Annotated in this window: 17 protein-coding genes and 1 pseudogene; 3 read left to right on the top strand and 15 right to left on the bottom strand. The window is 62.7% G+C overall.

The features are described from left to right. Window positions 1-14: 14 nt before the first annotated feature. The 14 genes from nuoN to KDB76_RS19440 all read right to left on the bottom strand — a co-directional run bounded on the left by nuoN (window position 15) and on the right by KDB76_RS19440 (window position 16,026). Entirely contained in the window at window positions 15-1,484 is a 1,470-nt protein-coding gene (gene nuoN, locus KDB76_RS19505; RefSeq protein ID WP_013973390.1) for an NADH-quinone oxidoreductase subunit NuoN, read from the bottom strand. Window positions 1,485-1,491: 7 nt separating this feature from the next. Then, the gene (gene nuoM, locus KDB76_RS19500; RefSeq protein ID WP_015271056.1) at window positions 1,492-3,024 is read right to left on the bottom strand and encodes an NADH-quinone oxidoreductase subunit M; all 1,533 of its coding nucleotides are present in this window, start codon (window positions 3,022-3,024) and stop codon (window positions 1,492-1,494) included. 49 nt (window positions 3,025-3,073) lie between these two features. Further along, window positions 3,074-4,927, bottom strand: a complete 1,854-nt coding sequence (nuoL, locus tag KDB76_RS19495) for an NADH-quinone oxidoreductase subunit L (protein WP_013973388.1) — start codon at window positions 4,925-4,927, stop codon at window positions 3,074-3,076. Continuing rightward, on the bottom strand, window positions 4,924-5,232 hold the full coding sequence (gene nuoK / locus KDB76_RS19490; protein WP_003251446.1) for an NADH-quinone oxidoreductase subunit NuoK: 309 nt from the start codon (window positions 5,230-5,232) through the stop codon (window positions 4,924-4,926). Before nuoK ends, nuoL begins: the two co-directional genes overlap by 4 nt. A 3-nt stretch (window positions 5,233-5,235) precedes the next feature. Next, on the bottom strand, window positions 5,236-5,736 hold the full coding sequence (nuoJ, locus tag KDB76_RS19485; RefSeq protein ID WP_003261007.1) for an NADH-quinone oxidoreductase subunit J: 501 nt from the start codon (window positions 5,734-5,736) through the stop codon (window positions 5,236-5,238). Between the two features lie 10 nt (window positions 5,737-5,746). Then, entirely contained in the window at window positions 5,747-6,295 is a 549-nt protein-coding gene (nuoI, locus tag KDB76_RS19480; RefSeq protein WP_003251442.1) for an NADH-quinone oxidoreductase subunit NuoI, read from the bottom strand. Window positions 6,296-6,306: 11 nt separating this feature from the next. Next, window positions 6,307-7,314 (bottom strand): NADH-quinone oxidoreductase subunit NuoH, encoded by a 1,008-nt coding sequence (gene nuoH / locus KDB76_RS19475; RefSeq protein WP_003251440.1) that lies wholly within the window; start codon window positions 7,312-7,314, stop codon window positions 6,307-6,309. Continuing rightward, window positions 7,311-10,025: an NADH-quinone oxidoreductase subunit NuoG gene (nuoG, locus tag KDB76_RS19470; protein WP_013973387.1), complete on the bottom strand. Its 2,715-nt coding sequence runs from the start codon at window positions 10,023-10,025 to the stop codon at window positions 7,311-7,313. Before nuoG ends, nuoH begins: the two co-directional genes overlap by 4 nt. Before the next feature lie 133 nt (window positions 10,026-10,158). Then, window positions 10,159-11,523 carry an NADH-quinone oxidoreductase subunit NuoF gene (gene nuoF, locus KDB76_RS19465; RefSeq protein ID WP_025339923.1) on the bottom strand — a complete coding sequence of 455 codons (1,365 nt, stop codon included), beginning with the start codon at window positions 11,521-11,523 and terminating at the stop codon, window positions 10,159-10,161. Continuing rightward, window positions 11,520-12,017: an NADH-quinone oxidoreductase subunit NuoE gene (nuoE, locus tag KDB76_RS19460; protein WP_013973385.1), complete on the bottom strand. Its 498-nt coding sequence runs from the start codon at window positions 12,015-12,017 to the stop codon at window positions 11,520-11,522. Before nuoE ends, nuoF begins: the two co-directional genes overlap by 4 nt. A 2-nt stretch (window positions 12,018-12,019) precedes the next feature. Beyond that, entirely contained in the window at window positions 12,020-13,801 is a 1,782-nt protein-coding gene (gene nuoC, locus KDB76_RS19455; RefSeq protein WP_013973384.1) for an NADH-quinone oxidoreductase subunit C/D, read from the bottom strand. A 78-nt stretch (window positions 13,802-13,879) separates the two neighbouring features. After that, window positions 13,880-14,557, bottom strand: a complete 678-nt coding sequence (locus KDB76_RS19450; protein ID WP_003251429.1) for an NADH-quinone oxidoreductase subunit B — start codon at window positions 14,555-14,557, stop codon at window positions 13,880-13,882. Window positions 14,558-14,566: 9 nt separating this feature from the next. Then, a complete protein-coding gene (locus KDB76_RS19445) occupies window positions 14,567-14,980 on the bottom strand; it encodes an NADH-quinone oxidoreductase subunit A (RefSeq protein WP_003251427.1) in 414 nt (137 codons plus the stop codon). 383 nt (window positions 14,981-15,363) lie between these two features. Further along, complete coding sequence (locus tag KDB76_RS19440; protein ID WP_024087407.1) at window positions 15,364-16,026, bottom strand: lysoplasmalogenase; 663 nt, start codon at window positions 16,024-16,026, stop codon at window positions 15,364-15,366. Window positions 16,027-16,424: 398 nt separating this feature from the next. On the opposite strand from KDB76_RS19440, the gene istA reads away from it, so the two are divergent. The 3 genes and pseudogenes from istA (at window position 16,425) to KDB76_RS19425 (ending at window position 19,338) form a co-directional block, all read left to right on the top strand. After that, complete coding sequence (gene istA / locus KDB76_RS19435; RefSeq protein WP_038408847.1) at window positions 16,425-17,939, top strand: IS21 family transposase; 1,515 nt, start codon at window positions 16,425-16,427, stop codon at window positions 17,937-17,939. A gap of 17 nt (window positions 17,940-17,956) precedes the next feature. Next, window positions 17,957-18,712, top strand: a complete 756-nt coding sequence (gene istB / locus KDB76_RS19430; protein WP_038408850.1) for an IS21-like element helper ATPase IstB — start codon at window positions 17,957-17,959, stop codon at window positions 18,710-18,712. A 384-nt stretch (window positions 18,713-19,096) separates the two neighbouring features. Beyond that, window positions 19,097-19,338, top strand: a pseudogene (locus KDB76_RS19425) (hypothetical protein). Window positions 19,339-19,427: 89 nt separating this feature from the next. Here the strand turns inward: KDB76_RS19425 and KDB76_RS19420 are convergent. Further along, a complete protein-coding gene (locus KDB76_RS19420; RefSeq protein WP_038410380.1) occupies window positions 19,428-20,756 on the bottom strand; it encodes an IS110 family transposase in 1,329 nt (442 codons plus the stop codon). Between the last annotated feature and the right edge of the window lie 265 nt (window positions 20,757-21,021).

The following is a 21,021-nucleotide window of genomic DNA, read 5'->3' as shown; positions in this document are numbered from 1 at the left end:
TTTTGCCGGGGCGATCAGCCGATCAGTTGCAGGCCGGCTTGCTGGACCATTTCCAGCAGCGGTTGCGGGTACACACCCAGCACGAAGGCGAGAATGGCGATGGCCAGCAGCATGACGCCGCCGGTGCGCTGTTCCCATTTCAGCGGGGCGTCGTGGCGACGCAGGTTCGGCTCGACCAGGTACAGGGTGACCATGACGCGCAGGTAGTAGTAGACGCCGATGGCGCTACCGATCACCAGGGCACCGACCAGCCACCACAGGTGCGACTCGACGCCAGTGGCAATGATGTAGAACTTGCCGATGAAGCCGGCGGTCAGCGGGATACCCGCCAGCGACAGCATCATCACGGTCAGTACCGCAGTCAGGTACGGACGGCGCCAGAACAGGCCGCGGTACTCGTACAGTGCATCGGCGTCACGGCCGCCGTAAGGCGAGGACATCAGGGTGATGACACCGAAGGCGCCCAGGCTGGTGATCACGTAGGTGACCAGGTACACGCCCATGGCTTCCAGGGCCAGGCCCTTGCTGGCGACCAGGGCGATGACCAGGTAACCGAAGTGGGCGATGGACGAGTAACCGAGCAGGCGCTTGAGGTTGCTCTGGGTCAGTGCCAGCAGGTTGCCGATCAGGATCGAGGCCACGGCAATCACCGCCAGTACGGTGCTCAGCGCGCCGCTGCTGGCAGCAGGGGAGAGCATGAACAGACGCACGACAACGGCGAACACCGCAACCTTGCTGGCGGTTGCCAGGAAGGCGGCGACCGGTGCCGGGGCGCCTTCGTACACGTCCGGGGTCCACAGGTGGAACGGTACCAGCGACAGTTTGAAGGCCAGGCCGACCAGCATCATGCCCAGGCCCAGCTGGGCCACCAGGCTTGGCATGCTGGTGGCGGCCAGGGCCTTGCCGATCTGGTCGAAGCTCAGGCTGCCGGCGTCGGCGTACAGCAAGGCCATGCCGAACAGCAGGAAGGCCGAGCCTGCGGCCGACAGCACCATGTACTTGATGCCGGCTTCCAGCGAGCGCTTGTTGAAGAAGGCATACGCCACCAAGCCATAGACCGGTACCGACAGCAGCTCCAGGCCGATGAACAGGCCGGCCAGGTGGTTGGCGCTGACCAGCACCAGGCCACCGAGGGCCGACATCAGCAGCAGCAGGTACAGTTCTTCACGGTTGCCCGGGAAACCCTTGGAGCCTTCGCCGAGGTAGGCGTGGGCAAGGGTGACGCAGGCCAGCGTCGCCACCAGGATGATCGCCATGTACAGGCAGGCGAACTTGTCGATGGTGATCAGCGGGGTGACCGCCAGCGGCGCAACCTTCAGCGCCGGCAGGATCGACAGCAGGGCCAGGTTGAGGCCCACGGTGGACAGCAGGAAGGTCTGCGAGTGGTTGCGCTTCCAGGCGATCGCCAGCATCACCACCACCGTGGTGATGGTGGTGATCAGCATCGGCGCCAATGCGATGAAGTGTTGAGTGGTGAATTCCATAGCGCTCTTACCGGGCCGAAGCGAGTTGAGTGAAAGCGGAACCGAGCCACTGCTGCACACCACTCATGGTGGCGGCAGAGGTGTCGAGGAACGGCTGCGGATACACGCCCAGCAGGATCAGCAGTACCGCCAGACCCAGGACCATGATCAGTTCGCGTCCGTCCATGCCGGCCAGCACGGTGTCGGTCTTGGCCGGGCCGAAGTAGGCGCGGTGGATCATGATCAGCGAGTACACCGAACCGAACACCAGGCCAGTGGTGGCGATCACGGTGATCCAAGGCACGCTGGCGAAGCTGCCGATCAGGATCAGGAACTCGCCGACGAAGTTGCCGGTACCGGGCAGGCCCAGGGACGCGGCGGCGAAGAACAGGCTGATGGCCGGCAGGTAGGCGATGCGGTGCCACAGGCCACCCATCTGGCGCATGTCACGGGTGTGCAGGCGCTCGTACAGCTGGCCGGCCAGGATGAACAGCGCGGCAGCGGACAGGCCGTGGGCCAGCATCTGGATCACTGCGCCTTGCAGGGCCTGCTGGCTGCCGGAATAGATACCGATCAGCACGAAGCCCATGTGCGAGACGCTGGAGAAGGCGACCAGGCGCTTGATGTCGGTTTGCGCAAAGGCCAGGAAGGCACCGTAGAAGATACCGATCAGGCCCAGGGTCATGGCGATTGGCGCAAACTCGGCCGAAGCGTTCGGGAACAGCGGCAGGGCGAAGCGCAGCAGGCCGTAGGCCGCAGTCTTCAGCAAGATACCGGCCAGGTCCACGGAACCTGCGGTCGGTGCCTGGGCGTGAGCGTCAGGCAGCCAGGAGTGGAACGGCACCACCGGCAGCTTCACCGCGAAGGCGATGAAGAAGCCCAGCATCAGCAGGTATTCGGTACCGGCTGGCAGTTCGGCCTTGAGCAGGTCGCTGTAGTTGAAGGTGATCACGCCGGTGTTGGTGTAGTTGACCAGCACCAGGCCGAGGATCGCCACCAGCATGATCAGGCCGCTGGCCTGGGTGAAGATGAAGAACTTGGTCGCCGCGTAGATCCGGGTCTTCTTGCCGTCCGACGAGCTGTGACCCCAGAGCGCGATGAGGAAGTACATCGGCACCAGCATCATTTCCCAGAAGAAGAAGAACAGGAACAGGTCCAGGGCCAGGAACACACCGACCACGCCGCCAAGGATCCACATCAGGTTGAGGTGGAAGAAGCCGACGTGACGCTGGATCTCTTTCCAGGAACACAGTACCGACAGCACACCGAGCAGGCCGGTGAGCAGGATCATCAGCAGCGACAGGCCGTCGAGGGCCAGGTGGATGCTGATGCCGAAACGCTGGATCCACTGGACTTTGTATTCCAGGGCCCAGGCAGGCTCGGCGCCCGGAGCGGGTGCCAGGGTGTAGTCGCCGTTACCCCACAGCCACAGGCCGATGCCGAGCAGAAGGGACATGGTCAGCAGCGCGATCCAGCGCGGCAGGGTGGCGCCGAAGCGCTCACCCAGCCAGCACAGGAAGCCGCCGATGAAGGGGATCAGGATCAGCCAAGGCAAAATCATGACGGGTTCGTTTCCTTTTGCAGGGTCGCAAGGTTCGCAAGGTTCATGGTCATACCGCGGCCACTACCACAGCGCCGAGTACCAGCACTGCGCCAACGGCGATCGAAGCGGTGTACCAGCGCAGCTGGCCGGTCTCGGTCTTGCTCATGGCGACGTGGCCGCCGCGAGCCAGGCGAGGAATCAGGCCGATGCTGCGGTCAACCGGATCCTTGCGCAGGATGTGGCTGATCAGCAGGTAAGGTTTGACGAACAGCTTGTCGTAGATCCAGTCGAAGCCCCAGGCGGCGAACCACCAGGCCGACAGGACACGACCGATACCGCTGTTGGCGACGGCGCTGACGAAGCGGCGCTTGCCCAGGAACAGCAGGGCCGACAGCAGGATACCGGCGATGGCGATGGCGCCCGAAGTGATCTCCAGCGCGTGCTTGGCTTCGCCACCGGCGTGGCCGGCGCTTTCAGGCAGCACACCTGCCAGCGGCGGGGTGATCCAGGCGCCGACGAAGGTCGACAGCACGATCAGCACGCCCAGCGGCAGCCAGTGGCTGATGCCGTGGCCAGCGTGGGCTTCGGTCTTGGCTTCGCCGTGGAAGGCGATGAAGATCAGGCGGAAGGTGTACAGCGAGGTCATGAACGCACCGACCAGGCCGGCGTACAGCAGGCCGGTGTTGCCGCTGGCGAAGGCTTCCCAGAGGATCTCGTCCTTGGAGTAGAAGCCCACGGTCACGATCGGCAGGGCAGCCAGGGCAGCGCCACCGACCACGAAGCTGGCGTAGGCTAGCGGCAGTTTCTTCCACAGGCCGCCCATCTTGAAGATGTCCTGCTCGTGGTGGCAGGCAACGATCACCGCACCGGAGGCAAGGAACAGCAGGGCCTTGAAGAAGGCGTGGGTCATCAGGTGGAAGATCGCCGCGTCCCAGGCGCCAACGCCCAGGGCCAGGAACATGTAGCCGATCTGGCTCATGGTCGAGTAGGCGAGGATACGCTTGATGTCGGTCTGCACCAGCGCGGCGAAGCCGGCCAGTACCAGGGTCACGCCACCGACCACGCCTACCAGGTGCAGGATGTCCGGCGCCAGCAGGAACAGGCCGTTGGTACGGGCGATCAGGTACACGCCCGCGGTCACCATGGTTGCCGCGTGGATCAGCGCGGAGACCGGAGTAGGGCCGGCCATCGCGTCGGCCAGCCAGGTCTGCAGTGGCAGCTGGGCCGATTTACCGACCGCACCACCCAGCAGCATCAGGGTTGCCAGTACCATCCAGGTGTCGCCAGCCTGGAACTTCTGCGGTGCCAGCACCAGCAGTTCCTGCACGTTCAGGGTACCCAGCTGGACGAACAGGATGAACAGGCCGATGGCCATGAACACGTCGCCGATACGGGTGACGATGAATGCCTTGAGTGCCGCGTTACCGTTGTTGCGGTTGCTGTAGTAGAAACCGATCAACAGGTACGAGCACAGGCCCACGCCTTCCCAGCCGAAGTAGATGAACAGCAGGTTGTCGCCCAGCACCAGGAACAGCATGCTGGCGATGAACAGATTGGTGTACGCGAAGAAGCGCGAGTAACCGGCTTCGCCACGCATGTACCAGGAAGCGAACAGGTGGATCAGGAAGCCGACACCGGTGACCACGCCGAGCATGGTGACCGACAGTCCGTCCAGGTACAGGGTGAAGTTCGGCGCGAAGCCGTCCACCGACATCCACTGCCACAGCAGCTGGCTGTACGCGCCGCCCTCAGGCGGGGCGACGTTGAATTGCCAGATGACGTAGGCGGCGGTGGCGGCCGAAAGGCCTACCGAGCCGACGCCGATCAGGGCGGACAGGTTCTCCGAGAACCGCCCGCGCGAGAACGACAGCAGCAGGAAGCCGACGAGGGGGAAGACGAAAGTCAGGAAGAGAAGGTTCATCCGCGCATCTCACTGGCAGCATCGATGTCGAGAGTGTGGAAGCGGCGATACAGCTGCAGCAGGATGGCCAGGCCAATACTGGCCTCGGCGGCTGCCAGGCTGATCACCAGAATGAACATCACCTGGCCGTCGGGCTGGACCCAACGGGCACCGGCGACGACGAACGCCAGGGCAGAGGCGTTCATCATGACTTCCAGGCTCATGAGCACGAAGAGGATGTTGCGGCGGACCATCAGGCCAACCAGACCTAAGCAGAACAGGATGCCGGCGACTGCCAGACCATGCTCGAGAGGGATAGCACCCATGATTTACTCCTTCGCCTCGTTGCGGCCCAGGTGGAAGGCGGTGACGGCCGCGGCCAGCAGCAGCATCGAAGCCAGTTCGACCACCAGCAGGTAAGGGCCGAACAGGCTGATGCCGACTTCTTTCGGGCCCACGGTGGTACCGCTGATGCCGGCGCCGCTCGGGGTGACGAACAGCACGTACAGCAGCTCCAGCAGCAGCAGGGCGGCGAGGATCACCGGCCCGGCCCAGATACCGGGCTTGAGCCAGCCCCGTTCCTGGGCGACCGAAGCCGGCCCGAGGTTGAGCATCATCACCACGAACACGAACAGCACCATGATGGCGCCGGCGTAGGCGATCACTTCCAGGGCGCCGGCGAACGGCGCACCCAGGGCGAAGAAGATCATGGCCACGGAAATCAGCGAAATGATCAGGTAAAGCAAGGCGTGCACGGGGTTGGTGCCGGTCACCACCCGAAGGGTGGAGACCACGGCGATCCCGGATGCGAAGTAGAAAGCGAATTCCATCTTTCTGTCCTTATGGGAGCAAGCTCTTCACGTTGATCGGCTCGGCTTCGTTCTGTGCAGAGCCCTTCGGCTTGCCAGCGATTGCCATGCCGGCAACACGGTAGAAGTTGTAGTCAGGGTTCTTGCCGGGGCCGGAGATCAGCAGATCTTCTTTCTCGTACACCAGGTCCTGACGCTTGAACTCGGCCATTTCGAAATCCGGAGTCAGCTGGATCGCGGTGGTCGGGCACGCTTCTTCACACAGGCCGCAGAAGATGCAGCGCGAGAAGTTGATGCGGAAGAACTCCGGGTACCAGCGGCCGTCCTCGGTCTCGGCCTTCTGCAGCGAGATGCAGCCGACCGGGCAGGCCACCGCGCAGAGGTTGCACGCTACGCAGCGCTCCTCGCCATCGGGGTCGCGGGTGAGGACGATGCGGCCGCGGTAGCGCGGCGGCAGGTACACGGGTTCTTCGGGGTACTGCAGGGTGTCGCGCTTGCGGAACCCGTGGGAGAACACCATTGCCAGGCTGCGCAGCTGGGTGCCGGTGCCCTTAACGATGTCGCCGATATACTTGAACATGGGTCAAATCCTCACTGGGCCGCGACGGCTGGCGTGTTGTAGAGCACGATCGCAGCGGTCACCAGCAAATTGATCAGGGTCAGCGGCAGGCAGAACTTCCAGCTGAAGTCCATCACCTGGTCATAGCGTGGGCGCGGGATCGAGGCGCGCAGCAGGATGAACAGCATGATGAAGAACGCGGTCTTCAGCGCGAACCACAGGAACGACAGTTGCGGCAGGATGCCGAACGGGCCGTGCCAGCCGCCGAAGAACAGGGTTACCAGCAGCGCCGAGATAAGGATGATGCCGATGTACTCACCGACGAAGAACATGCCCCATTTCATGCCGGCATACTCGATGTGGTAGCCGTCGGCCAGTTCCTGTTCCGCTTCGGGCTGGTCGAACGGGTGACGGTGAGTCACGGCGACGCCAGCGATGAAGAAGGTGCAGAAGCCGAAGAACTGCGGAATGATGAACCACAGGTTCTGGGCCTGGTATTCAACGATGTCGCGCATGTTGAACGAACCCACCTGCACCACCACGCCCATCAGCGCCAGGCCCAGGAACACTTCGTACGACACGGTCTGTGCCGAGGCACGCAAGCTGCCCAGCAGGGCGTACTTGTTGTTCGACGACCAGCCGGCGAACAGCACCGCGTAGACCGACAGGCCGGCCATGGCGAAGAAGAACAGCAGGCCGATGTTCAGGTCGGCGACGCCCCAGGTCGGGGTGATCGGGATGACCACGAAGGCGATCAGCAGGGCGCTCATGGCCACTACCGGTGCCAGGGTGAAGATCACGCGGTCGACGAAGGGCGGGTTCCAGTCTTCCTTGAAGAACATCTTCAGCATGTCTGCAGCGATCTGGAACATGCCGAACGGGCCGACGCGGTTCGGACCGTAACGGTCCTGCCACCAGCCCAGCAGGCGGCGCTCGACGAAGCTGAGCAGCGCGCCGCAGACCACCACCGCCAGCAGGACCACGATGGCCCGCAGCACGGTCAGGATCACATCGATCACTTCGGGGGTGAACCAGCTCATTGTGCTGCCTCCTGCAGACCTTCGACGGATGCACCGAAGATGGCAGGCGGAATGCCGGCCAGGCCTTTCGGCAACGCGACCAGGCCAGCGCCCAGCTCTTCATTGATACGCAGCGGCAGGCGCAGGGCCACACCAGCCACGTTCAGGCTCAGCAGGGCACCGTCGTTGACGCCCAGGCGGTCGGCTTCGGACTTGGCCAGGGCCACGTAGGCTGCCGGGATGCGCTCTTGTACCGGTGCGGCGCGCGAGGAGCTTTCTTCGCTGCCGAACAGGTGGAAGAACGGCACGGCAGTCCAGGTGCCACGGGCCGGGTTGAAGGCGCCCGGAATGGTATTGAACCAGCTCAGGCGGTCACCTTGAGGTTCGATCAGGCGAACGCCCGGGTCACCGGCACGCAGGTGGCCACCGACCTCGTCCTGGAACTTGTTCCAGGCTTGCGGCGAGTTCCAGCCCGGCGACCAGGCGAACGGCACCTGCTGGCGCGGTTCGGCCGAACCCGAGTAGCCTTCCATGGAGAAGGCGAACGCGGTGTCCTTGTCTTGCGGGGTACGCGGTTCGTGCACGCTGATGTTGGCGCGCATGGCGGTACGGCCGGAGTAGCGCAGCGGCTCACGGGCCAGTTTCATGCCCTTGATGCGGAACGCGGCGCTTGGCGCGGCGTTGACGATGCCGGCCAGTTGCGGGGCGGCTTCGGCGCAGGCGCTGGTGACGTGGTCCAGCTGGGTCCAGTCGACCGGTTTGTTCAGCAGGGTGGCACGCAGGGCGTGCATCCAGCGCCAGCCTTCGTGGATCTGGATGCTGCTGTCCAGGTATTGCGGGTCGAAGACCTGGAAGAAGCGCTGGGCACGGCCTTCCTGGCTGACCAGGGTACCGTCGCCTTCGGCGAACGAGGCGGCCGGCAGCACCAGGTGGGCGCGGTCGACAGTCGGGGTTTTCGAGTGGTCGGCAACGATCACTACCTTGGCTGCGGCCAGGGCTGCATCGACCTTGGCGGCCGGTACGCGGGCGTACAGGTCGTTTTCCAGCACGACGATGGCGTCGGCTTTGCCGCTGATGACCGCGTCCAGCGCGGCATCGACCGACTCGCCACCGAGCATGGCCAGGCCGAGGCTGTTGGCTTCAGGCACCACCAGGCTCAGCGAGCCGTTCTTCTCGCGCAGTTTCAGCGCCTTGGCGATGTTGGCGGCGGCTTCGATCAGCGCCGGGTCGGCCAGCGAAGTACCGGCTACGACCAGTGGGCGCTTGGCCGCGACCAGGGCGTCGGCGATGCGCTGGGCCAGGGCTTTCGCTTCGGCGTCCAGGCCTTCGACGGCAGGGGCGCTCGGGTCGATGGCGTGGGCCACGGCAAAACCGATGCGGGCCAGGTCGGCCGGGGCGGCGTGCACGCATTCTTCGGCGACGTCGTCCAGCTTGGTTTCAGCCAGCGAAGCGATGAACAGCGGGTACAGCGCGTGCTGGCCGATGTTCTTCACGGCGGCGTCGAGCCACGGCTGCACCTTCATCGCTTCGGCCATGGCCTCGGCCTTGCCCTTGGTGGCCTGGCGCACGGCCAGGGCGACGCGGGCAGCGGTCTGGGTCAGGTCTTCACCGAGCACGAACACGGCGTCGTGGTCTTCGATGTCGCGCAGGGTCGGGACCGGCAGCGGGCTGTTGTTCAGCACGTTTAGAGCTAGGCGTACGCGGGCCAGTTCGCCGGCTTCCATACCCGAGTAGAAGTACTCGGCACCGACCAGCTCACGCAGGCCGTAGTTGCTTTCCAGGCTGGCGCGTGGCGAGCCGATACCGACGATGGTACGGCCGCGCAGCAGGTCGGCGGCCTTGTCCAGGGCGGCGTCCAGGCCCAGCTTGGTGCCGTCGGCCAGGTGTGGCTGGCGTGGGCGATCCTTGCGGTTGACGTAGCCATAGCCGAAGCGGCCCCGGTCGCACAGGAAGTACTGGTTTACCGAGCCGTTGAAGCGGTTTTCCACCCGACGCAGTTCGCCGTAGCGCTCGCCCGGGCTGATGTTGCAGCCGCTGGAGCAGCCGTGGCAGATGCTCGGGGCAAACTGCATGTCCCACTTGCGGTTGTAGCGCTCGGAGTGGGTCTTGTCGGTGAACACGCCGGTCGGGCAGACCTCGGTCAGGTTGCCGGAGAATTCGCTTTCCAGCACGCCGTCTTCGACGCGGCCGAAGTACACGTTGTCGTGGGCGCCGTAAACGCCCAGGTCGGTACCACCGGCATAGTCCTTGTAGTAGCGCACGCAGCGGTAGCAGGCGATGCAGCGGTTCATCTCATGGGCGATGAACGGGCCGAGGTCCTGGTTCTGGTGGGTACGCTTGGTGAAACGGTAGCGGCGCTCGTTGTGGCCGGTCATTACCGTCATGTCCTGCAGGTGGCAGTGGCCGCCTTCCTCGCACACCGGGCAGTCGTGCGGGTGGTTGGTCATCAGCCATTCGACGACGCTGGCGCGGAACGCCTTGGACTCTTCATCGTCGATGGAGATCCAGGTGCCGTCGGAGGCAGGGGTCATGCAGGACATGACGATACGACCGCGGGTGTCGTTCTCGTCGGTGTACTGCTTGACCGCGCACTGTCGGCAGGCGCCAACGCTACCAAGCGCCGGGTGCCAGCAGAAATAAGGGATGTCGAGGCCGAGCGACAGACAGGCCTGTAACAGGTTGTCTGCACCGTTGACTTCGAGCGCTTTGCCGTCTACGTGGATAGTGGCCATTGTTCAAAGTTCTTCGTTGGCCCGCGTGAGCGGGCGTGGCTAATGGAAATCGGTGAGCTTGCGACACGCCACGATTTCTCGGGCCTGCCGGCAAGCTGGCGAGTGGCACGGACCACCCGCCTTAATCATCTTGTTATGCGCCGACCACGATCGGCTTCGCCAGGTTCGGACGCAGCGCATCGCCAGCACCAGCTGGAGCGACACCTGCCTCGAATTCCGAGCGGAAGTATTTGATGGCACTGCCCAGCGGCTCGACGGCACCTGGTGCGTGAGCACAGAAGGTACGACCAGGGCCGAGGAAGTTGACCAAGCCCAGCAGCGTCTCGATGTCTTCGGCGCGGCCCTGGCCTTTTTCCAGTGCGCGCAGCATCTTCACGCTCCACGGCAGGCCGTCACGGCATGGGGTGCACCAGCCGCACGACTCGCGGGCGAAGAACTCTTCCATGTTGCGTAGCAGCGAAACCATGTTGATGCTGTCGTCCACCGCCATGGCCAGACCGGTACCCATACGGGTGCCGACCTTGGCGATGCCGCCGGCGTACATCTGCGCGTCGAGGTGCTCGGGCAGCAGGAAGCCGGTACCGGCGCCACCTGGCTGCCAGCACTTGAGCTTGAAGCCGTCGCGCATGCCGCCGGCGTAGTCTTCGAACAGTTCGCGGGCGGTGACGCCGAAAGGCAGTTCCCACAGGCCCGGGTTCTTCACCTTGCCGGAGAAGCCCATCAGCTTGGTGCCATGGTCTTCGCTGCCTTCACGGGCCAGCGACTTGTACCAGTCGTTGCCGTTGGCGACGATGGCCGGGACGTTGCACAGGGTTTCGACGTTGTTCACGCAAGTCGGCTTGCCCCACACGCCCACGGCGGCAGGGAAGGGCGGCTTGGAGCGCGGGTTGGCGCGGCGGCCTTCCAGCGAGTTGATCAGTGCGGTTTCTTCACCGCAGATGTAGCGGCCGGCACCGGTGTGCACGAACAGCTCGAAATCGAAACCGCTGCCGAGGATGTTCTTGCCCAGCAGGCCGGCGGCCTTGGCTTCCTCGATCGCGCGGTTCAGGTTCTTCGCTGCGGTGGTGTATTCGCCACGCAGGAAGATGTAGCCACGGTAGGCCTTAAGGGCGCGGGCGCTGATCAGCATGCCCTCGACCAGCAGATGGGGCTGTTGCTCCATCAGCATGCGGTCTTTCCAGGTATTCGGCTCCATTTCGTCCGCGTTGCACAGCAGGTAGCGGATGTTCATGGATTCGTCTTTGGGCATCAGGCCCCACTTCACGCCAGTGGGGAAGCCTGCACCACCGCGGCCCTTGAGGCCGGAGTCCTTGACGCTTTGCACGATGTCGTCGGCCGACATCTGCGCCAGCGCCTTGCGGGCGGCAGCGTAGCCGTTCTTCGATTCGTACTCGGCAAGCCAGACCGGCTCGCCGTCGTCACGCAGGCGCCAGGTCAGCGGGTGGGTTTCGGCCGTGCGCGCGATGCGGTTGGCCGGGCCGAAGGAAGTAATGGTCATACGTAACCCTCCAGCAATTTGGAAACGCCAGCCGGCTGCACGTCACCGAAGGTGTCGTCGTCGATCATCAGCGCCGGGGCCTTGTCGCAGTTGCCCAGGCAGCATACCGGCAGCAGGGTGAAGCGGCCGTCGGCGGTGGTCTGGCCGAGGCCGATGCCCAGTTCGCTTTGAATCTGGCTGACCACGGATTCATGGCCGCCGATGTAGCAGACCATGCTGTCGCACACGCGGATGATGTGGCGGCCGACCGGCTGACGGAAGATCTGGCTGTAGAAGGTGGCGACACCTTCGACGTCGCTGGCCGGGATGCCCAGTACGTCGCCGATGGCGTGGATGGCGCCGTCCGGCACCCAGCCACGTTCCTTCTGGACGATCTTCAGGGCTTCGATGGACGCCGCGCGCGGGTCCTCGTAGTGATGCATTTCGTGCTCGATGGCCGAGCGCTCGGTTTCGCTCAGGGCGAAACGGTCTGTCTGGATAAGCGTGCTGTTCATGCTTAGCGGTCCACGTCAGCCATAACGAAGTCGATACTGCCCAGGTACGCAATGAGGTCGGCGACCATGCTGCCTTTGATCACCGAAGGGATCTGCTGCAGGTGCGGGTAGCTCGGGGTACGGATCCGGGTGCGGTAGCTCATGGTGCCGCCATCGCTCGTCAGGTAGTAACTGTTGATGCCCTTGGTCGCCTCGATCATCTGGAACGACTCGTTGGCCGGCATGACCGGGCCCCACGAGACTTGCAGGAAGTGCGTGATCAGGGTTTCGATGTGCTGCAGGGTGCGCTCTTTCGGCGGCGGCGTGGTCAGCGGGTGATCCGCCTTGTACGGGCCTTCCGGCATGTTGCGCAGGCACTGGTCGATGATGCGGATACTCTGGCGCATCTCCTCGACACGGACCATGCAGCGATCGTAGGCATCGCCGTTGTGGGCCAGCGGTACTTCGAACTCGAAGTTCTCGTAGCCGGAGTAGGGGCGGGCTTTACGCAGGTCGAAGTCGCAACCGGTGGCACGCAGGCCGGCACCGGTGGTACCCCAGGCCAGGGCTTCCTTGGTGTTGTACGCGGCAACGCCGATGGTACGGCCCTTGAGGATGCTGTTCTGCAGCGCGGCCTTTTCGTACTCGTCGAGGCGCTTGGGCAGCCATTCGACGAAGTCCTTGACCAGCTTGTCCCAGCCGCGCGGCAGGTCGTGGGCAACGCCACCGATGCGGTACCAGGCCGGGTGCAGGCGGAAACCGGTGATCGCTTCGATCACGGTGTAGGCGCGCTGGCGGTCGGTGAAGGTGAAGAACACCGGGGTCATGGCGCCGACGTCCTGGATGTAGGTACCCAGGAACAGCAGGTGGCTGGTGATACGGAAGAACTCGGCCAGCATCACGCGGATGGTGTCGACCTTCTGTGGCACCTTGATGCCGGCCAGCTTCTCGACCGCGAGCACGTACGGCAGGTTGTTCATTACCCCGCCGAGGTAGTCGATACGGTCGGTGTAGGGGATGAAGCTGTGCCAGGACTGGCGTTCGGCCATTTTCTCGGCGCCACGGTGGTGGTAGCCGATGTCCGGTACGCAGTCGACGATCTCTTCACCGTCCAGCTGCAGGACGATACGGAAGGCACCGTGCGCGGAAGGGTGGTTGGGGCCGAGGTTGAGGAACATGTAGTCCTCGTTGGCGCCCTGGCGCTTCATGCCCCAGGCTTCAGGGTTGAAGCGTGCCGATTCCTCTTCAAGCTGCTGCTTGGCCAGGGTCAGGCTGTAGGGATCGAACTCGGTGGCGCGGGCCGGGTAGTCTTTGCGCAGCGGGTGGCCTTCCCAGGTGGGCGGCATCATGATGCGGCTGAGGTGCGGGTGGCCGGCAAAGTCGATGCCGAACATGTCCCAGACTTCGCGCTCGTACCAGTTGGCGTTCGGCCAGATACCGGTCACGGTCGGCAGGTTCAGGTCACCTTCGCTGAGCGACACCTTGATCATCACATCGCTGTTACGCTCGATCGACAGCAGGTGGTAGAACACGCTGAAGTCGGCGGCTGGCAGGCCGCGGCGCTGGGTGCGCAGGCGCTCGTCGACGCCGTGCAGGTCGTACAGCATGCTGTAGGGCTTGGCTACGCCGCGCAGGAAGCTGAGCACTTCCTTGAGCTGCTCGCGCTTGACCCACAGCACGGGCATGCCGGTGCGGGTTTCCTGGGCGACGAATGCTTCGGCGCCAAAACGATTGTGCAGTTCGACGACCACATCCTGGTCGTCAGCCTTGTAGGGCGGAATGAAAATAGCGTTGTCCGCTGTCATGGTCTCGGTCGCTTTGGGTCAACGTTAAGAATGAAGCCAGGCCGCCGGCTCCAGGGGAGCGGGCGGCAGGTCGCTGGATCAGACTTCGTCGGGGCTGCGCAGGTTGGTTACTGCAATGCGCTGCTCACGACGCAGGTCTTTCTGGGCTGGCATCTCGGCACGGTAAATACCTTGATCACCAACAACCCAGGAAAGCGGGCGTCGTTCTTGGCCGATCGACTCCTGCAGCAGCATCAAGCCTTGCAGGAAAGCCTCAGGGCGTGGCGGGCAGCCGGGCACATAGACGTCCACGGGGAGGAACTTGTCGACCCCCTGAACGACCGAGTAGATGTCGTACATGCCGCCGGAGTTGGCGCACGAACCCATGGAGATTACCCATTTCGGCTCGAGCATCTGCTCGTACAGGCGCTGGATGATCGGCGCCATTTTGACGAAGCAGGTACCGGCGATGACCATGAAGTCGGCCTGACGCGGCGATGCCCGGATGACTTCGGCGCCGAAGCGGGCGATGTCGTGGGGTGCCGTGAAGGCCGTGGTCATTTCCACGTAGCAGCAGGACAGGCCGAAGTTGTACGGCCAGAGGGAGTTCTTGCGACCCCAGTTGACCGCGCCACGCAGCACATCTTCAAGCTTGCCCATGAAGATGTTCTTGTGGACCTGGTCCTCCAGCAGTTGATCGGTGACGGTTTCCCGTTCACCGACCGGGTACTGCTCGTTGGGCGCATCCGGATCGATTCTGGTGAGATTGTATTGCATGCCAAAGCCTCATTGTTTCAGCTTCGCTTGCCGCTTGCGGCGACCTTCGGGAGCCCAATCAAGTGCCCCGACGCGCCATAGGTAGACAAGACCAGCCAACAGAATTGCTATGAAAACGAGTGCTTCGACGAATCCGGTCCAGCCGCTTTCGCGGACGGACACAGACCATGCAAAGAGAAAGAGGGCTTCGATATCGAAGATCACGAACAGCATCGCGACCAGATAGAATTTGGCGGACAGGCGCAGGCGGGCGCTGCCGACGGGCAGCATGCCGGATTCGAAGGGTTCGTTCTTGGCGCGGCCCCAGGCCTTGCTACCGAGCAGGCTGGACAGGCCGAGCATGAAGGCGCACAGGCCGACGACACCCAGGAGGAAGATGGCAAAGCCCCAGTTGTGGGCGATGAGTCCTGCCGAATCGGACATGCTAGAGATCCTTATACAGAGACCCAGCTCTGCAGTCTGAAATAAGTGTAGAGCGGCGACCTGGTGTCGCACATGCAGTGACCAAATGTCGCAGCTGAATCAATCGCGCTGATTTTATGGGTAAACCCCGTGCAAGTAAAATTTCTGTAGCAAATTTATTCGTAGGATTAAGTACAAAAGCCGCTTGTAACTGGCTGAAAGCCTTGAGATTCGGGCATTGCGTGCGGTTTTGTTAATTATGTTTCCTGCGAATGGTAACGAATTGCAAGTTTCGAAATGATAATTAATATCATTTGGTCTGATGTCTGATATTTCCGTTGTTCTGTGTCTTGTAAAGTTCATCTGGCGATTCCCCCTACTTGCAAATGCGAAAAACGCCTGTTCTAGCAGCTTCTGACGCCGCTTGCCCCGCCCTGGGTCAATACTTTACCGATTGTGCGATGACTGGCTGATGAAGCGATCGCCCACTGGCCGAGCCAGTAGGTGAGGATGATCAGGTACGGCGCGGCGGCGAACGGGCTGACGAAGCGGTCGATACCGATCAGGCTGTCGGAGAGCACGAACAGGCAGGCGCCGAGCGCGGCGAGCCCGCCACAGGCCAGGGCGCGCCAGAGCATGGCGCTGATGGCCAAGGCATAGAGCACAACCGGGATCAGCAGCGGGCCGAGGCCGTGGCTGGCCAGCACGCCGAGCAGAATGATGCCGGTGATGCCGCTCAGCAGCAGTGCGGGCAGGGCTGGGCGCAGGGTCTGGCTGCAATAGGCGCGCAGGTAGGCCAGGTGGGCGCAGAGGAAGGCAGCCAGGCCGAACACGAACAGGTCGGCGGGTATGGCCAGCAGGATGTCGCCGAGTACCGAGAAGGCCAGGCCGAGGGTGATCCAGCGGCGATAAGGTGTGGCAGGGGTGCTGCGCAGCCAGGCGATCAGGGTCAGTACCGGGATCGGTTTGGCCAGGAGGGCGAGCAGGGTGCTGTCGCTGGCCAGTGCATATATATAGAGGGCGGCGGCGGTCAGGGCGAGAATCATCAGGTGGCTTGGACGAAGCATGGGCAGTCCTTGCGGCTGTGCTGCCTCAAGCATAGACCTGATCCAGGGTTTTGCTTCCTTCTGTACCGGCCCTTTCGCGGGTAAACCCGCTCCTATAACGATAGGTGGTCCATGTAGGAGTGGGTTTACCCGCGAATAGGCCGGTGCAGGCGCTGCCGAAGTGCGGCATAAAACAGATTTGTCCCCTTCCATGTATGCGGATTCCACGCTGACTCGGACACCCATTCCACGCACATCCGGACAGTGATTCCACGCTGATCCGGACACTCATTCCACGAGCATCCGGACACCGATTCCACGGCCATCCGGACACTTTCCAGGCAGGCAGCTACGCAGGATTTATTCACTACCATCGACCTCTTTTTCGAAGCAGAGAGGTCGTCGTGGAGCGTTTGTCCATGCGTAAAATCCGTGAGGTGTTGCGCCTCAAGTTCGATTGCGGGCTGTCTGTCCGTAAGATCTCCCGCAGTCTGGGCATAGGCCACAGCAGTGCCGGTGATTACCTCTGTCGCTTTGCCGCCAGCGGTCTAGCCTGGCCCTGCTCGTTGTCCGATTCCGAACTGGAACAGCAACTGTTCCCACTGGCCCCTGCGGTGCCCAGTGAGCAGCGGCCACTGCCTGATTGGTCTTGGGTGCACGCCGAGCTGCGTCGCCCCGGCGTGACCCTGGCGCTGCTCTGGCAGGAGTATCGCCTGAGCCAGCCGCAGGGTTTTCAGTACAGCTGGTTCTGCGAGCACTACCGGGCCTGGCAGGGCAAGCTGGACGTGGTGATGCGCCAGGAACATCGCGTCGGCGAGAAGTTGTTCGTCGACTACGCCGGGCAGACGGTGCCGGTGATCGACCGGCACAGCGGCGAGATCCGCCAGGCGCAGGTGTTCGTCGCGGTGCTCGGCGCCTCCAGCTACACCTTCGCCGAAGCCACCTGGTCGCAGCAGCTGCCGGACTGGCTGGGCTCGCATACCCGCTGCTTCGCCTTCCTCGGGGGCGTGCCGGAGATCGTGGTGCCGGACAACCTGCGCAGCGCGGTGAGTAAGAGCCATCGCTACGAGCCGGACATCAACCCGAGCTACCGCGATCTGGCCGAGCACTATGGCGTGGCGGTGGTGCCGGCGCGGGCGCGTAAGCCGCGCGACAAGGCTAAGGCCGAGGTCGGCGTGCAGGTGGTCGAGCGCTGGATCCTCGCCGCGCTGAGGAACCGCCAGTTCTTCTCCTTGAACGAACTCAACAGCGCCATCGCCTTATTGCTGGAGCGCCTCAACCGACGACCGTTTCGCAAGCTGCCGGGCTCCCGGCACTCGGCCTTCGAAGCCCTGGATCGTCCGGTGCTGCGGCCGCTGCCGGAGCAACCCTACGTGTATGCCGAGTGGAAGAAGGCGCGTGTGCACATCGACTACCACGTCGAGGTTGATGGGCACTACTACTCGGTGCCGTACCAACTGGTGAAGAAACAACTGGAAGTACGCCTGACAGCGCGCACGGTGGAGTGCTTCCACGCCAATCAGCGGGTGGCCAGCCATCTTCGCTCACCGCACAAGGGCCGGCACAGCACACAGGCCGAGCACATGCCCAAGAGCCATCGCGAGCACGCCGAGTGGACGCCACAACGGCTGATCCGCTGGGCTGAGCAGACCGGGCCGAACACGGCCGGCGTGATCAGCCACATCCTCGAACGGCGCATCCACCCAACCCAAGGCTACCGGGCCTGCCTGGGCATCCTGCGCCTGGGCAAGACCCATGGCGAAGTGCGCTTGGAGTTGGCCTGCCGTCGCGCCCTCAGCCTCGGTGCGTGCAGCTACAAGAGCCTCGAATCGATCCTGCGCCAGGGTTTGGAAAGCCTGCCGTTGGCTCAAGCCAACCTGCCCCTGCTGCCGGACGACCACGCCAATCTGCGCGGCCCCGGCTACTACCACTGAACACAAGGAATCCCACCATGCTGCCCCATCCGACCCTGGACAAGCTCCAGACCCTGCGCCTGACCGGCATGCTCAAGGCACTCGCCGAGCAACTGAAAACCCCCGACATCGACAGCCTGAGCTTCGTGGAACGCCTCGGCCTGCTGGTCGACCGCGAACTGACCGAACGCGACGACAAGCGCCTCAGCAGCCGCCTGCGTCAGGCCCGGCTCAAGCACAACGCCTGCCTCGAAGACATCGACTACCGCAGCCCGCGCGGACTCGACAAGGCGCTGATCCTCCAGCTGAGCAGCGGTCAGTGGTTACGCGACGGACTCAACCTGATCATCAACGGGCCCACCGGCGTGGGTAAAACCTGGCTGGCCTGCGCCCTGGCACACCAGGCCTGCCGAGAGGGTTACAGCGTGCGTTACCTGCGCTTGCCGCGCCTGTTGGAAGAGTTGGGCCTAGCCCATGGCGACGGGCGCTTCGCCAAGCTGATGAGCGGCTATGCCAAGACCGACCTGCTGATCCTTGATGACTGGGGCCTGGCCCCGTTCACCGCCGAACAGCGCCGCGACATGCTGGAGCTACTGGACGACCGCTACGGCCAGCGCTCGACCCTCGTGACCAGCCAAATGCCCGTGGACAACTGGCACGAACTGATCGGCGATCCAACCCTGGCCGATGCCATCCTCGACCGCCTGGTGCACAACGCCTACCGGATCAACCTCAAGGGCGAGTCGATGAGAAAGCGGGTGAAGAAATTGACGGCGCCGGGCGCCTCAGACTAACAATGCAACCCCTGCGTCGCTGCGCTCCGACTGCCTGTCCGAATGATCGTGGAACAGGTGTCCGGATCAGCGTGGGCTGAGTGTCCGAATGGCGTGGAATCCGCATCCATGTAGGCCATTTCCCAAACATACTCCTGCCGCGCATTTTCCGTTGCCGCTGCTCAGGCAGCGCTCTAGTCTCGGCATGTCGTTGCTCATCAACGATACAGCTTTGACAGGCTGTGACGGTAAATAGTGTGCGGCTCGCCCTTATGGTGGCTGTGCGTGCGGGCACGCTTGCGTGCGCCGGAACTTAGCTATTTCCGCCGGTCTGTCAACCCACGTACAGCTGCCACCCTTCTGTTTGACAGCAGGCGGGTGCCCGGCCATAGAAGGTAAATAGCTATGCTGAAAGTTGTCCCCGATCCACCCCGCAACCCCCATTCCCTCGAAGACACCCTGATCCAGGCCACCGACTACGCACTGTGCGCGGCGCCGTGGTGCATCAGGCCTTGCTGCTGCAGCCCAGATCACCGGCGTCGATCCTGATGATGACCTCGATGCATGAGCTTGAGGCGCTGCGGGCTTTGCTTGAGTCGGCATTGATTCAGGTGCAGATGCCTGCTGAGCCTCGGACTTTGCACTGAGGCTTGAGTGATGTGTTGTCTGGGCGGGCCTCTTTGCGGGTGAACCCGCTCTCATCAAACAAAATGCAACCCGCTGTTTTTTAAGCACCTTAGGCTGCCACCAATTGATATCCCAGCTTTCGGGCTTTGCGAAGCAAAGCCCGAAGCTGTCGGTCTTGGCTTTTGGCTTCGAATGCTTCGAGCCCCTGTTCAACATAAGTCTGTTTTTTTGTCAGCAGTGTGTAGACCAGTCGAGCCAGTTGGTGTGCAGTGGCTTTGATGGCGCAACTGGTGTCCATGCGAGTCAATCTGGCTCGATGCGATGCCCCGATGAAACCCTTGTCGTTGCGTGCATTTGAAGCGGCCTGCTTGAGCGCCTGTGCCGCTCGGTTAATGACCTTAGGACCGCCCCCTGATAGCTGGCGGCCGCCTGAGATACGAGTCGGCGGGGCCAACCCTAGCCAGGAGCAAAAGTGCTGGGATGATGGAAATCGTGAGAGATCAGAGCCGATCTCTCCCGCCAGCACCAGGGCGGTGTCCACGCCAATTGTTGGAATAGCGGTCAAATCGACCCCTAGCACCTGCCAGAGGGCTTGGTGTAGCGCTGCCTGTTGAGCGCTCGTCCGGTGTGGGCTTCGCAGCGCTTTCCTGGGTGGTTGTGGTTCATGCTCTAGTACGGGTAGTTGTTCCAATGCCTTTCCGATGACGGCATCGCATTCAGCGATCTGTTGCTCAAGAAAGTCATAGGCTGCGAGCTCCTGCGCCAATGCATGCAGGTGCTCTCGTCGCCAATTGCCATGCAGGCTACGCGCAATGGTGTCTTTACCTGCCTTGATGCGGCCATCGGTCAGCTCAGCCAATCGAACAGGATCTCGCTCACCCGCGATGATTGCTCGCAAAATTCTCATGCCCGTCACGCCTGAAATATCACTGATGACATTGGCCAACTGGATGTTCATTTGGCTCAGTGCCTTCTGTATCCGGTTCAAGGTTTGAGCCTGGTCTTTCACTTTGAAAGCCCGTTGCCTGACCAGTGAGCGAACGCAGCATGTTGGGTCGCTTGGGCGAAAAGCGCCTCGCAAGAGACCATGAGTCATCAGTTGCCAGATCCATTGGCAATCCAGCACGTCAGACTTGCGTCCAGTTATTTGCCGGGTAGCTCGGGCATTAACAAGATAGACCTCGAATCCCCGTTCGCTGAGGATTTCGTAAATCGGAATCCAGTAAACGCCTGTGGACTCCATGGCTACGACCTTGATGGCCAAGCTATCGAGCCAATCGGCCAGCTTGTACAAGTCGTCGGTAAAGGACGTGAATGACTGAACGGCGTTCTCGTACTGGGGATCAACCGCGACAAAGTGTTCTCGACTACCTACATCAATCGCAGCGCAGTCGGGATGAACGATGGTGAAGCGTTGCTTGGAAGGCTTGCGCGCCATGGTGAATACTCGCAGGATAAAGGGCGCGCGGGGCACACGGTGGCGAAAGGGTTCACTCTCTCATACGTGGTCACAGCTGATTCAGCTGATGCCTACAGGGACTTCACGCCGATACCGTGCGGATCACTCTCCCACGCGGGTGTGCTGACACACACCAGTGCTGGCTACGATCTCTGTCCCGCGCGCTCAAACCCTAACAAAGCGAAAGGCGGCTGGCCCTAATAGGCCAGCCGCCTTTTCTTTTTCAAAATGTCAGCGCTGCCAC

The sequence above is a fragment of the Pseudomonas sp. JS425 genome (assembly GCF_018223845.1).
Lineage (GTDB): Bacteria > Pseudomonadota > Gammaproteobacteria > Pseudomonadales > Pseudomonadaceae > Aquipseudomonas > Aquipseudomonas asiatica.
This window is presented reverse-complemented; position numbering and strand designations above follow the sequence as displayed.

Excerpts from the sequence above, each read along its gene's own strand:
- nuoF (WP_025339923.1), bottom strand. The coding sequence starts at position 11,523 with ATGACCATTACTTCCTTCGGCCCGGCCAACCGCATCGCGCGCACGGCC.
- KDB76_RS19420 (WP_038410380.1), bottom strand. The coding sequence starts at position 20,756 with ATGGCGCGCAAGCCTTCCAAGCAACGCTTCACCATCGTTCATCCCGAC.
- nuoH (WP_003251440.1), bottom strand. The coding sequence starts at position 7,314 with ATGAGCTGGTTCACCCCCGAAGTGATCGATGTGATCCTGACCGTGCTG.
- nuoK (WP_003251446.1), bottom strand. The coding sequence starts at position 5,232 with ATGGGTGCTATCCCTCTCGAGCATGGTCTGGCAGTCGCCGGCATCCTG.
- KDB76_RS19440 (WP_024087407.1), bottom strand. The coding sequence starts at position 16,026 with ATGCTTCGTCCAAGCCACCTGATGATTCTCGCCCTGACCGCCGCCGCC.
- istB (WP_038408850.1), top strand. The coding sequence starts at position 17,957 with ATGCTGCCCCATCCGACCCTGGACAAGCTCCAGACCCTGCGCCTGACC.
- nuoM (WP_015271056.1), bottom strand. The coding sequence starts at position 3,024 with ATGATTTTGCCTTGGCTGATCCTGATCCCCTTCATCGGCGGCTTCCTG.
- nuoJ (WP_003261007.1), bottom strand. The coding sequence starts at position 5,736 with ATGGAATTCGCTTTCTACTTCGCATCCGGGATCGCCGTGGTCTCCACC.
- nuoN (WP_013973390.1), bottom strand. The coding sequence starts at position 1,484 with ATGGAATTCACCACTCAACACTTCATCGCATTGGCGCCGATGCTGATC.
- nuoL (WP_013973388.1), bottom strand. The coding sequence starts at position 4,927 with ATGAACCTTCTCTTCCTGACTTTCGTCTTCCCCCTCGTCGGCTTCCTG.
- nuoE (WP_013973385.1), bottom strand. The coding sequence starts at position 12,017 with ATGAACAGCACGCTTATCCAGACAGACCGTTTCGCCCTGAGCGAAACC.
- nuoG (WP_013973387.1), bottom strand. The coding sequence starts at position 10,025 with ATGGCCACTATCCACGTAGACGGCAAAGCGCTCGAAGTCAACGGTGCA.
- nuoI (WP_003251442.1), bottom strand. The coding sequence starts at position 6,295 with ATGTTCAAGTATATCGGCGACATCGTTAAGGGCACCGGCACCCAGCTG.
- istA (WP_038408847.1), top strand. The coding sequence starts at position 16,425 with ATGCGTAAAATCCGTGAGGTGTTGCGCCTCAAGTTCGATTGCGGGCTG.
- nuoC (WP_013973384.1), bottom strand. The coding sequence starts at position 13,801 with ATGACAGCGGACAACGCTATTTTCATTCCGCCCTACAAGGCTGACGAC.
- KDB76_RS19450 (WP_003251429.1), bottom strand. The coding sequence starts at position 14,557 with ATGCAATACAATCTCACCAGAATCGATCCGGATGCGCCCAACGAGCAG.
- KDB76_RS19445 (WP_003251427.1), bottom strand. The coding sequence starts at position 14,980 with ATGTCCGATTCGGCAGGACTCATCGCCCACAACTGGGGCTTTGCCATC.